Origin of the sequence: Sphingobacterium lactis, from assembly GCF_051951495.1 — a bacterium.
Lineage (GTDB): Bacteria > Bacteroidota > Bacteroidia > Sphingobacteriales > Sphingobacteriaceae > Sphingobacterium > Sphingobacterium lactis_A.
This window is the reverse complement of record NZ_JBNHAS010000006.1, coordinates 85,584-98,702: the sequence shown is the minus strand read 5'-3', so window position 1 is coordinate 98,702 and position 13,119 is coordinate 85,584. Positions and strand designations below refer to the sequence as shown.

General features: G+C 38.8%; 8 protein-coding genes. 2 read left to right on the top strand and 6 right to left on the bottom strand.

The genetic code is table 11. The annotated features are described in order from the left end of the window. Positions 1-339: 339 nt before the first annotated feature. From ACP6L2_RS17190 to ACP6L2_RS17180, 3 genes are all read right to left on the bottom strand, one after another. Positions 340-1,233 carry a glycerophosphodiester phosphodiesterase family protein gene (locus ACP6L2_RS17190; RefSeq protein ID WP_440510483.1) on the bottom strand — a complete coding sequence of 298 codons (894 nt, stop codon included), beginning with the start codon at positions 1,231-1,233 and terminating at the stop codon, positions 340-342. Between the two features lie 204 nt (positions 1,234-1,437). Further along, positions 1,438-2,532, bottom strand: coding sequence for an agmatinase family protein (locus ACP6L2_RS17185; RefSeq protein ID WP_440510482.1), 1,095 nt, complete (start codon positions 2,530-2,532; stop codon positions 1,438-1,440). A 231-nt stretch (positions 2,533-2,763) separates the two neighbouring features. Beyond that, positions 2,764-3,780 carry an NAD(P)-dependent alcohol dehydrogenase gene (locus tag ACP6L2_RS17180; protein WP_440510481.1) on the bottom strand — a complete coding sequence of 339 codons (1,017 nt, stop codon included), beginning with the start codon at positions 3,778-3,780 and terminating at the stop codon, positions 2,764-2,766. A gap of 361 nt (positions 3,781-4,141) precedes the next feature. Between ACP6L2_RS17180 and ACP6L2_RS17175 the strand changes: the two genes are divergently transcribed. Together ACP6L2_RS17175 and ACP6L2_RS17170 are read left to right on the top strand one after the other, a co-directional pair. Beyond that, positions 4,142-4,435 (top strand): hypothetical protein, encoded by a 294-nt coding sequence (locus ACP6L2_RS17175; protein ID WP_440510480.1) that lies wholly within the window; start codon positions 4,142-4,144, stop codon positions 4,433-4,435. A gap of 732 nt (positions 4,436-5,167) precedes the next feature. Beyond that, positions 5,168-6,874 (top strand): hypothetical protein, encoded by a 1,707-nt coding sequence (locus ACP6L2_RS17170; RefSeq protein ID WP_440510479.1) that lies wholly within the window; start codon positions 5,168-5,170, stop codon positions 6,872-6,874. 85 nt (positions 6,875-6,959) lie between these two features. Here the strand turns inward: ACP6L2_RS17170 and ACP6L2_RS17165 are convergent, their stop codons facing one another. From ACP6L2_RS17165 to ACP6L2_RS17155, 3 genes are read right to left on the bottom strand one after another with little or no spacing between them, the layout of a single operon-like run. Further along, the gene (locus ACP6L2_RS17165; RefSeq protein ID WP_440510478.1) at positions 6,960-7,859 is read right to left on the bottom strand and encodes a BT_3044 domain-containing protein; all 900 of its coding nucleotides are present in this window, start codon (positions 7,857-7,859) and stop codon (positions 6,960-6,962) included. A gap of 22 nt (positions 7,860-7,881) precedes the next feature. Beyond that, positions 7,882-9,915 (bottom strand): RagB/SusD family nutrient uptake outer membrane protein, encoded by a 2,034-nt coding sequence (locus ACP6L2_RS17160; RefSeq protein WP_440510477.1) that lies wholly within the window; start codon positions 9,913-9,915, stop codon positions 7,882-7,884. Positions 9,916-9,935: 20 nt separating this feature from the next. Next, positions 9,936-13,061 (bottom strand): SusC/RagA family TonB-linked outer membrane protein, encoded by a 3,126-nt coding sequence (locus tag ACP6L2_RS17155; RefSeq protein WP_440510476.1) that lies wholly within the window; start codon positions 13,059-13,061, stop codon positions 9,936-9,938. Positions 13,062-13,119: the final 58 nt, after the last annotated feature.

Genomic DNA, 13,119 nt, shown 5'->3' with positions numbered 1-13,119 from the left:
ATTTAGCACAGACCTTTTACATTATGGAAATGCATTCACTTGGTTAGTTATAAAAAAAAGCGATTTTTTAAGTCGCTTTTTTAGTTTATAGTATCTGAGACCGCTGCGCTATTAGGTATAAGATATAAGATTTGAGATATCAAGGCGATTTATCATCTATCCACTTCCAACTCTGCGCATAGCGAAGAGTCTTTATTCTCCTCCAACCCAACGTCATTCCAAATCTTCGATTTTGGAATCTTCAATTTTTACGGCATATCCGCACTAGTTTATTTAAATCCAATTCATTAAAACTTCCCAATTCACCCTTAGAAAATCCCATCATAAAAAACCTTCAACTTAATGCAATCCCCTACCCTTCAAATAATTGATCAGATAAGCAGGTCTATCCGTCTGTATAATTCTTGCCCCTAATGTATCGATCAAATAACCATAAGCTTTATCAGGGTCTTCTAAGGCTAAATCATCATCATGACCAGCGCATAGGCTGTCCCATAAGGTATTATACCATATCAGGGATTTTTTTTCCAACAATTTAACCGCTTTTGCAGGTAATAAATTTGTGCTATCGTTGTAAACCAATTCAAAAGCTACCGGTTTCAAATCTTGCACAAAAGCATTTATATTCTCCTCAGCCTTTGCTTTATCCAAATTCACAACAGGCATATAGATAACTTCATTCAGGTAAGCAGAAAACTTCGATTTTACTTCTTCAGGATTGCGACTACCTTTCATTATAATCTGCTTGGTAGTCCCTGTTTTTTCCAACAGTGGATAAATCTCATCAAAATATGAATCTGCTTTATCCAGATTGATCATCACCTTATCCTTTGCGTGCAACAGAGCCTCCTCTAGAGTTGGCACAGTCTCCTTGGTCTTGATGGCACAGCCATTCCTCAACTTCAAAGTTCGGATAGAATCCAATGTAACCTTGCCAACTGCTCCCTTACCCGTAGTGGTACGATCCAAGGTCTTATCGTGCATGAGAATAAACTTCCCATCAGCAGTTCTTTGAACGTCCAATTCAATAATGTCAACCCCCATATCGATGGCATAATCTATCGCCTTTAAGGAATTCTCAGGCGCATTGCGCCAATCGCCCCTATGGGCAACTACTAAAACCGAACTGACATCTCTATTCAATAATTTGTTCCTTATCTCCAATGCTCGATTCTGAGCTTGAACCAACTGAACAATAAAAACTAGGAGTAGGAATAAGGTTAATTTTTTCATTTCTAAAAACGATGTTATTTACTTCACTAAAATACGGATTCTATATTATCTCATTATTAACAAAAAGGGGGTTGTTAATGGCTTAATTCAGCCATAAAAAAACGACTGGTTCCATTAGGGCCAGTCGCTTTAATTTTTGATTGGTTCTTAAAATTACTCGTCTTTTATGATAATTAATTAGGGCTTCAAATAATACAAATTACTTTATTTTCCAAGTTTATGATTAACAACTAAAGAGCTTAAGGTATCACAAATTATGCGGGTTCCCATTAATGCAGTTTGATTATGGTGGTCGTAAGGAGGACTCACTTCTACTAATTCCATGCCTATTAAGCCTGGTGCGGTTAATTTCTTCACTAATTTCAGGATTTCACGCGGCAAAAAACCTCCAGGTTCAGGCCACCCTGTTCCCATTGAAATCCCTGAATCAACAGAATCGATATCAATGGTTAGATAAACAGCTTTTACGCCATTAGCCCAAGCTTTTTCTAAGGCTATTTCTGCGATTTTATCAATTCCAAATTCATCCACATCACCCATCGTTAGAATTGTATTACCATTTTTCTTAGCCTCAATACTTCCCTTTACATCATTCTGCCAACCACCGATTCCGATTTGAACGATATTATTCCCATCTAGATTCGGAAGTTTACTTGCATGGTACAGGGGTGTATCGTGCATCTTTTCATCCATTTCCGAAACCTGCATATCAAGGTGTCTATCGATTTGAATCACCCCGACTTTCCCATCCACTGCTTTTGCAACACCTCGCAGTGTTCCGTAAGCGATCGAATGATCTCCACCTAAAACTACTGGAAAAGCCCCATTCGAAATTATGTGGTGTAAGGCTTTTTCTAATTGTGCATTTTGTTTCTCTAAATTATGGATAGAGTAGATATCACCCAAATCGCACATAGAAATTGACTCTGCCAAGTCAATTCCAGCTTCAAAATGGTAAGTACGGTATAACTTTGAAATTTGACGCATAGACTCCGGACCGAAGCGTGTACCTGGTCTGAACGTCGTGCCGGCATCAAATGGAGCTCCAACAAATGCTACATCGTATTTATTCACTTCATTCACATCTTCCAAAAACGGGCTTCTAAGGAATGTTGATAAACCGGCATAAGAAGGACTGCCCCCTCGAACAAAGGTCGTAATATTTGGATCACCTATGCCATCAGCAGCAGATAGGCCTGTGTTCAAAGCGTCCGAATTTCTTTTGTCATACTGGGTCCTCGAAATTTTTTCAGAAGCATCGAGAGCGAAATTGCCTTCTAGATTTTCAAATTGTTTCATATTGATTAATATTTTATAATTTAAACACCAATAAACGAACAAAATATCAATTTTTTTAATCTAAAAATCTTTTTTTACATATGTTAAAAAATAATAAGAAATAATATTTTCTCATTCTGAAATTTATTTAATCGTAAATAATTGGATTTTTTAACGTTCTGTTTCAAAAGCCATGCTGTGTTCACTAAATACAATTCAAAATTGTATTTGTAATTTTGCGTGGAAATGCTATTACCCTTGATTAAGAATATTTTTGCCTTTTCTCATATCGATCAGCACATTACCCACTTTTTGTCCAGTTTCCACATAATGATAAGCCTGCACAATATCATCCAAAGAATAACTACGATCAATAACCGGGACAAAAGCACCTTGTTCAGCCAAGTTATATAGAAAAATCAAATCCTCTTTATTTATGCTTGGCAAGGGGAAAAGCACTTTCTTTCCAGACCATAAGGGGGTCCATATGGCCAGAAACACATTTTGCGAACCCTTTCCCAATTCAGTTGAAATGTAAATACCTTTCGACTTTAGCAAGGGCTTGCATTGTGCAAAAGACAATTTACCGACGGCATCAAAAATAAAGTCAAATAGATGAGGAATCTGCTTTATATCTTGTTTTTGATAATCCCAAATTTCATCTGCGCCTAATTTTAGGAGCAGATCCTGATGGGCTGTACCTGCCACCGCAACCACAAAAACATCCATATGTTTCAATAATTGTACTGCAGCAGATCCTATGGCGCCAGAAGCACCATAAACCAGGACCTGATCACTAGCCTTTACCTTAACAGCTCGAATATTGCATAAAGCATAATGACTTCCTTCGGTCAGTGCTGCCGCATCCAGAACACTTATTCCTTGAGGAATAGATGCCACTTTATCGGTACCAACAACTTTATACTCGGCATGTCCTCCGAAATTCGAATCATCAAAGCCAAAAACCAAATCACCTAACTTATACTCCTCAACATCTTCCCCAATCCCTGCCACCCTTCCAGCAAATTCACAGCCCAAAACCTTATTTTTAGGATGGAAAAGCCCGCTGAAAAATCGAGAAACAAAATATTGTGCAGATCGAAAACCACAATCCGTACGATTAACCGTACTAGCTAAAACCTCAATTAGAATTTCATCCTTCTTAGGAGAAGGAATGGGCATCTCCGCAATTTGCACTACCTCTGGAGGTCCGTAACGACTATTCATTGCCGCCTGCATCATGGTTTTTGTTCTCGTCTCTACAAACATATAATAACAATCCGTTTTATGTTTCAATTTAGTTATTTTCCGAAAACTTTAACCCATGAAAATTTAATTTAATAATTCGTTAATAAAAACAAGGTGACAAAATCGCGCTGGTTGGTTTAAAAGCTTCTTTGTTATTACAAAAAATTGTTTAGTTGGTTACTTAAACATTTTTATCGCAATTACTATTTCCCATTCAACAAATTGATTAATAAACATTTAAACTATTAAAACAGCAGAAAACCAAAACAGCCCAAAATCAAAAAATGCCCTATTTGAGGTATTGACATCAACTCTTCCCTTTTCGAAATTTGATAAAGAATTATTTAACCAATTAATTATCTAACATTAAATCCAATCAATTATGAAAACCAAATTTTCCAGAATGTTGATGGCTGCAGCAGCCCTTACCTTATTATCTTTTAACGCGTGCGAAGAAATAGCAGAAGCAGCTTGCGATATCGAATCAGAATCGAATATTTATACCCAAAGAGCAACAGCCTTTGCGAAAAACCCAACCTCTGCAGGCTGCTCAACCACGAAACAAGCCGCAATTGTTCTCTTAAACAAATTGAAGAACTGTGAGGGGGGCTCCGACTTAATCAATGAAGGACTCACCGCTTGGCAGAACATCGATTGCAGTGATTATGATTATTAAATAAATGGTCAGTAAAATAGCTAAAATCAACTCCAAATATCATTTTTTAAAGAAGGTCTTTCGTTGTATATTCCTTACACTTAAGTTCCATATTGCTTTTACTTAAGCTCCATATTGCTTCGAGACTCTTAGGGAATTTCTTAGGATCTGATAGGGATCTTGTTCGGATCTCGTTCGGTCGGAACCGAACGAGATCCGAAGGAGATCCGAACAAGTTCCGAAGGAGATCCGTTAGAGTCTCGAATCCAACCCTAACTTAATAGGGGTTTGTATGGAGTTAAATACGAGTTAGACCCATGGTAAATTAGATCTTTAAGACTTAAGATTTTCAAACAAAATTCAAGGAAGAATTCGATTGCGGTATCGATTTCATTATGCTATTTACATACAGAACGAAATGAAGAGTCTTTATCTCTCTCATATGGACCTGTCATCCTCCATCGATGATGGAAGAACTTTAATCTATACCTTTTAATTTTTTAAAGACAAAAGACACCAGACCATAGAAATTAGATACAAAATCAACTTTTCAAAACACAAGAGAACCTGTTCATAACTTTCAATTTCCGCATAAAAACCAGCATCAAATAAATCAATAACCTCAAAATAACTTGGTCATTTTATAAACTACCGAATATATTTTTATCCAAATAAAATAACCATAAATAGTTATTTTTTCCAGCATGATCATCACCTAGCTTTATCTCTATTATTAACCAAAGAATAAAGCTTATGAATATTTTAATTTATCGTGCTAACTACATGCGAATACTCATGTTGGTCGTGTGTCTTCTTTTTGCTCGCGAGTCCTTTTCACAGAACTATTCTTACTACATGGATGAAAGAGGCAATGGAATTAAGACACTAAATTTCAGTGTGAGCACAAAAAAAACCTATAACAAGAAGGAAGAAAAACTAACATTTCGAATTATTTACAGCCCTATTTCAGTCCTATCACACGAAGGTTACCGCTATAATGGAAAAGTTTACAGAGAAGAAGTTCCAGGGTTAATGGAGGCTTTAAGGCGTGTTAAGGTTATCAATCCAACAGTAACCATGTCATTAATGAGTGCAGGAAACCGTGTGCAAAATGGCGACAAGAAAATTATCTTGAGCTATACTTCCGACGGAGGCTTTGCCTTGAGTGATGAAATATCCTTTAACAACATCAGCGAGCAAATGCATTATCTCTATACATTAGAAATGACCAAATTGCATCAAGTCCAGTATGCTGGCGCAGACACTTACGTCACTTTTGAAAGTTTGATTGAGAACTATTTGGGTTCGAAGGAAAAAATCACCGTTTATAACAAATGGTATCATGAAGGAGAAACACTGTTTAATCAAGAGAGGTATGCAGAGGCAAAGGAAAGTTTTATGCTAGCGAGAAACATCTATCAAGGATTACCTGATGCTTTAAAAAAAGATGTTCCCCCTCATTCAAATTATGATAGGCTACAAAATTTCTTTTCAAAAATAGCAGAGAAAGAAAGGGAAAAAGAGAAAGAGCTTGGCTTGGTGGTGAAGGATGCAGATAAAAAGGAGAAAAAAGAGGAAGCTAAAAAGAATTCATCTCCGGATGATGATCTTATACGTTTTTATGCCCTGCAACGTATGAAGGTGGAGAACGCTATTAATCGGGCAAAACAGAGTCTAGATATAGCAGATTGGCAATATGCGCAGCAAGTAAGGGATGAAGTTTTTGCAGTTAGCGGCTGGAATGTGATAAATTCTACCATGGACAAGGAGATAAAGGATGGTTTAAGGTTGAGCCAGCAGGTAGCGATCGCGTCTGAAATATTTGAACACGTAAATGCAGCTGAATTCGAAGTGTTTTTTGGGCGACAAAAATCCAAGGAAAGCTGGGGCTCTGACTATTCCGAAATTGGTTTAAATGTGCGGTACATTCTCAATTTGAATCAGCCCTATATCAACCCCTATTTTGGTGGAGGCTTTAATTTCATAGAATTTGCGCCTTATAGGATATCTTATGTTGAGGTTCCTCAAAATGAGAAAAACCTTCCCAGCGATCAATCGAACATCTATAAGAACAGAGTGATGTACTTCAATGCTTCATTGGGTCTACATGGAGAGATCCCAATTGATAAAGCCAATTATCCGCATCATAGTTTCTCTGTATCCTGGTTTGGAGGTGGTACAGCAGGTTATGGGATTGGTGATGGGCTCGATGATTATACGTTTACATTTTCAAATTATGATTTTTCAAATGAATTGCTTTTTGGTATACGAGGCGGATTAGGTATAAACATTTACCTTACAGAAAATTTTGGATTTGGATTCACAGCGGGAATCAACCATCATTTCATCAAAAAACAATATGAAAACTCCTTGGTTGGAAAAAGTAAAAACTACCCAGTCAATTTAACCTATGCAGGCGAAAAGCAACATATATTCTTTGGCATAAAATTCATCCTTTAACAGCTTCTTATTGAGCGAATTGGCGTTCAAACAAAGTGCAATAAAAATAGAAAAAGCGAATTAAAAATTCGCTTTTTCTATTGGTTTATTTGTTGATGATCTCTAATCGTAGTTCCTCTTGCATGATGGTTTTCTTCTTGTTCAAGGTATATTCGTATTTGACTAAAAACACGTGGAACTTCCTACCAAATGACTCCTCGACATGATAGGTATTCGGATAACGGGTATCCCCATCAATCTGCTTGACCACTAAATCTTTATAAGGCTTAATCGTCACTTTATTATCCTCTCCGATCTCCATGATTAAAGAAGTCTTATTGATGTGATCAATATTATTTTCAAAGGATTCATTACCAGCAATCATACGGACACTATTCTTCGTTAAAGGGAATAGTTTTTTGTTTCCTGCAGTAATTAGATCATTTCCTAAACCAGTCATGGAATAGAATTCACTAGAAGCTTGAGAAGCATAGTCATTCTTAATCTGAATTTGATAAAGAATCGTATTCTTTTTCGGATTCAATTCCACACCTCCAGTTTCGGTTGCTTTTAGGGCAATGAAGTACGTAGAGTCCGGGGAAATACCATCGACTTTTAACTTCACCATGGTACGTCCGGTGCGCTCTCCGGAGTTGATTTGAATTTTATAGTTTTCAATACTGTACTTATCCTTTGGCAATAACTTCGCGTATAAGCGCTCATCGGCATCGAAAAGCGAACGGTTGTAATAATCCAATGGTTCTTGATCCTCTTGAAGTTCAATGACCAAGTTCTTATCCGTTACATGGGTACCACCCGCTGAAGCTGCGATATATCCGGTAAACTCTTCACCGGTCAATGGTACGACTTCTTGGAAAGTATTATAATACGTACTGCTGATCAGGGCAACGACATTCTTGTACATTTCCTGTTCATATATCTCATTGTCTTTGCAGGAAGATAACATCGTGCAAAGTGCTAGGAAGGCTATATATTTACGTTTCATTTGATTCTAATTTATTTAAGACCTAATAACCTGGGTTTTGATCCAAAGAAGGCAATCTTCTCATTTCAGCGCGAGGGATTGGCACCCATACTAATTTCTTATGCACTACACGGGTCAAGAATGAGGATGTACCCGGTATTACACGTTGGTAATAGGTATCCTTTGTAGCACCATCTGGATTCATTCCGCGGATTGGCTCACGTTCTGTTTCTTCGTAAATTCCCCAACGACGAACATCGTAGTAACGTCTGTTTTCATACAAGAACTCCACCATACGCTCGCGTTCCAATTGTTTTTGAACATTTGCTTTATCGCTTACTTGAGCAGCGTTTAAGCCCGGTAAACCGGCTCTATAACGCACTTGGTTGAAGGCATTCTTAATAGCATCTTCATCACGGCTCACGGTATAACTTTGACCACCAACCTCAACAGTATGCGAACCAGTTAGGTTGTTCATAGCCTCTGCATAGGAAAGTAAGATCTCTGCATAACGGATGATAGAATACGCCTTTTTGATATGACGTGCACCAGTTCCAATCCAAGCATCCATCGGGTGATTGAATTTCTTGATCACATAACCTGTAATCGGGTAGTTTGGCGATGTTGCTGTAACCCCACCACGACCATCAGCATCTTGGTAATAATATTTGGCCGTATAAGTATTTTGCGTCGTGCTTGATAAGGCTTGCCAAACCGCTTCGTTAAAGCCAATGGAGGCATAGAAGCGCATTTCGCGATTAGCATACATTTTATAGATTCCGGAGTTCAATGGGTATCCGGAGAAATTCTTTGCCTGTGTGGTGAACCCAGTTTCCGAGTAATAACCATCTGCACGAGCTTCATCTTTCGTACGTCCATCATCCATCAAATAAGCATCGACTACTTTCTGCGTAACACAGAAACGACCCCATCCACCCAAGGAAGGAGGGAAAGAACCCTTCGATATATATTCGTTAATGTAATTGGTATTTCTACCCCAGATCACTTCTGAGTTAATTGATGGTACAGCTTCACCAGTGAAGATATCAGAATACGATTTGAAAGGGTCAATTCCTGCAGCACCATTTGGAAATGCGCCGTAGAAATTTGGATCGCTAGTAACATTCTTAGGAAGTGTTGGCGTTTTATCATCAGCCACTACGGTATATAACTTGTATTTTCCAATATCCATTACGCGCTTAGCAGCTGCTGCGGCAACCGCCCAACGTTTCTCATCGTATTGTTGCGAAACATAGTGTACATTATCTGTTTTCCTTAGCCAATTACCAAAGTAAGCACTTGCTACCGGGCCACCATTGAACAATGGACTGGCATGTATTAAACGTAAGCGAGCAATTAAAGCTAATGCGGCCCCTTTGCTTGGACGACCAAAGTCTAAGATAGAAACTTCAGCAGGAAGTAATCGTGCTGCTTTCTCAAATTCTTCACAGGTGTATTCCATCGTCTCGTCGTAGGTAGCACGCGGTCGATCGTAATATTCAATGGTCTCATTGGTATTTACAACCTCATCGCCCAACAGAATAGCCGGACCATAATCGACCAAGATGTTATAGTAGGCATAGGCGCGGATAAAGCGGGTAAAACCTTCAATACGTAGGCGGTCTATGTTCGTTAAATCGGATGGTCTATCCAAATTGGTAAGAATACTATTTGCCTTACGAATGATTTTATAATAGGTACCCCATTGATTCAAATTATAATCGTTTGCCCCATTACCAGAACCATAATAATCAGGCGAGATATTTCCAGTCACGAAGTCCATTCCATAGTAGACATTGGTTGTTCCTGTCCCGGTCAGACCGTTAAAGGCTTCATCGGTCGCCATAGGACCTGGTGTATATCCAAAGCGAACGGTATTGGACTCATCCGGGAACATCGCTGCAGCACCCCACATATAGGCTTCCATATTGCGGGCATTACTGAATGCAGAGTCAATATTGAACTCGTCATCAAAATAATTGTCGATATTCAAGTAATCTTTACACGAGGTACTAAATACTGCTAATTGCGCAACAACAGCAACTTGTAAGATTCTTTTTATGATTGATTTTTTCATTTCCTTGCGTCTTATCAGCGTTAAAAATTAAGGTAAACTTGTAATGAGTAGGTCGTTGGGATTGGATATTTACGTCCATTCCAAGCAGCTTGTTCTGGGTCGAAGATTTTAACCTTATCCCATACATAAAGGTTATTCCCTACAAACTGCAAGTCCATCGATGACACTCCGATACGTTTCATGAAATTCGGGTTAACCGTATAGTTCAATGTAATTTCCTCCAATCTTAAGTAACGTGAATCACCTTGCCAGAAAGAGGATAATTGAGAGTTGTTTTGGTTATTTCCGTATTGCAGCCTTGGATAGCGCGCATTCGGGTTTTCTGCTAATGCTGGATCAATGCCATGCGCTAAAGCATAGTCTCTCGGAATCCAACGGTTGCTAGGATCTGTTGCCAAACTTAACACATTACCTAAGTTCCCTTCGAAGAACGGCATATAACCTATTCCATTTATTTGACTGACATTATTGACTACCATTCGTTGTCCTACATAAAAGAAGGATGTTCTACCGGTCCCTTTGAACAAGACGCCTAAGGTTAGGTTCTTATAACGGAATTCGCCTCCAAAACCATACATCGCCAAAGGATAATTACTATGCGTCAATGGCACCATATCCAACTTATCAATTACGCCATCACCATTGACATCTTTGTATTTGATATCCCCAGGTAATACCTCACCGAATGTTTGTTTAGGGCTGTATTTGATATCATCCTGATCTTTGAATAAGCCTAATGATTGATATCCACGAATGGAGTTATACGGGAATCCATTGTATTCCAAGTAAGGGTATTCCAAATAAGCCTGTTCCCAGTTTTGTACAATGTTTTTAGAATAAGTGAAGTTACCTCTTAAGGTAAGTCCAAAATCATCATTCAGTTGGGTGGTATAGCTTAAGTTTCCATCAATACCGGAAGACTTCATACGGCCCACGTTAGCGAATGGATTGGAAATTACCCCTACATATTCCGGCACTTGCACCCTCTGTTGGAAGATACCGTTACGCTGATCTTGGAAGAAGTCAATAACAAAGTCAATTTTATTATCGAAGAGTTTACCTTCAAAACCTAAGTTCGATTTAATTGCTCTTTCCCAAGCCAGGTTATCTGCTCCAATTCTTGTTTCACGGATAGTTTCAATGCCCGGGATGCCCCATACATCGTTATCTTCTTGCGTCACTTTTGTTAAATAAGGGAATCGGATGCTCGTAATACGGTCATTACCCACGGTACCATAAGAAGCTCTGATTTTGAAATAATTTAACCATGGAGCGGCATCCTTCATAAATTGGTAGCTTGTAGGAACCCAACCCACAGCAATGGAAGGGAAGAATCCATATTGTCTACCTGGCTGGAAGTTTTCAGAACCGGTATATCCAAAGTTGGCATCTATTAAGTAGGTATCCTTATAGCCATATGTAATTCTGCTGGAAACACCTTGATAACGCAGTGGAATGGCCTCTAAATTACTCTTAGCATCTACAGTATGTTTTTCATCACTCAAGTAGTAGTAAACCAAAGCAGAAGTTCTGTGATCGGTATTAAATACACGATCATAATTTACAACAGATTCAAAGAAGAATTTACGGAATTGATTAATTCCCTTGGTATAGGTTGCTTTCTTTTCCTGTACGACTTCTTGCATGATCAAGGAGCCATCAAAACCACGTCCTAAGGCACGGTGAAGTGCTGGTTGTACGGCACGACGCTCATTAAAGAAAGAGTGAATATCATAAGCTCCTTGTGCTCTAAATTTCATTCCTTCTACCAATTTTCCTAAGTCTTGGTTCAATGCTAATGTCACTTTTCCTTTGAACGCCTGGTCTGAAGCTTTACCTGTACGGTTGATCATCACGTAAGGAGAAGAGCGGTCATCACCTCCTACCCCTGGCAATAAGCCATTGGAATATTTGGTTGGAATAGACAATGGTGTTAGACGCGATTGTGCACCCCAGATATAATCGGTATTTGCTACACCCGGTTGATCTAATCTGGATAAGAATCCATCAGATCCTAAGTAAACTTTCGTCGACTTGGTTAAGTTGACATCCAAATTGATACGGTAATTATAGGTATCAAAACCAACGTTTGAACTGTAAACGGAGTTTTTGTCAACCTTATATGCAGCAGATTCACTCTTACCACCTAAGCTCAAGAAATAACGGGCTACTTCTGAACCACCACGTCCTGAAACGTAGTAACTTTGTCTCCAAAAGTTTTTATTAAGAATTTCATTCTGCCAATCCACATCCGGATACATGTCCTGATCTAAACCGTCACGGATAATTCCCATTTCGGTTTCATCGTACAATGGTGCTTGACCGCGTACAATACTTGCTTCGTTAGCTAAGGTAGCATAATCGTAAGCTCGTAAATAACTTGGAAGTTTATTTAAACGAGAAAGTGTGGAGTTTGCACGAGCGGTAATTTGAATGCGATCTACCAAACCGCGTTTGGTAGTTACTAAGACTACTCCATTGGCACCACGCACACCATATACAGCGGTTGCAGAGGCATCCTTTAAGATAGAGAAGCTTTCCACATCAGCAGGATCAATGGTATTCAAATCACCTTCTAATCCATCAATAAGGACAAGGGCACTGCTATTGGCACCGAATGTACCGATACCGCGCACCCAGAACTCGGCAAGGTTCTTACCTGGTTCACCACTGGTTTGCATGGAGATAATACCTGCAGCACGACCACCTAACAGGTTGGCGATGGAAGGCGCTGGTGTTTGTAGGCTTTTCACATCCACCGTCGTAATCGCTCCAACGGAACTGATTTTACGTTGTGTATTTCCTAGACCAACAACAATAACTTCGTCGATTTCGGCATTGTCTTCCTTCATCTGAACATTCATATTGATGTTCGACTCCAAAGCTACAATCTCTTTGTTCTCATATCCGGTATGGCTAAACACCACCTTATCACCGTAAATGACTTTAATGCTGAACTTACCATCCTTGTCCGTGGAAGTTCCGCCAACAGGTTTATCTTTAATGAAAATGGATACACTAGGCATAGGCTCTCCTTTTTCATTCACGACAATACCTGCCAGATTTAATTCTTTAGTTTCCTGTGCATGTGCCGTTGAGAAGAACGTGCAGCATAACAGCAAACATATAACATGAAATATCTTCATTTTGAAATAGGTTAATTATAATGAATTAGTTTTTCAATGGTATGTAGGATCGATTTTA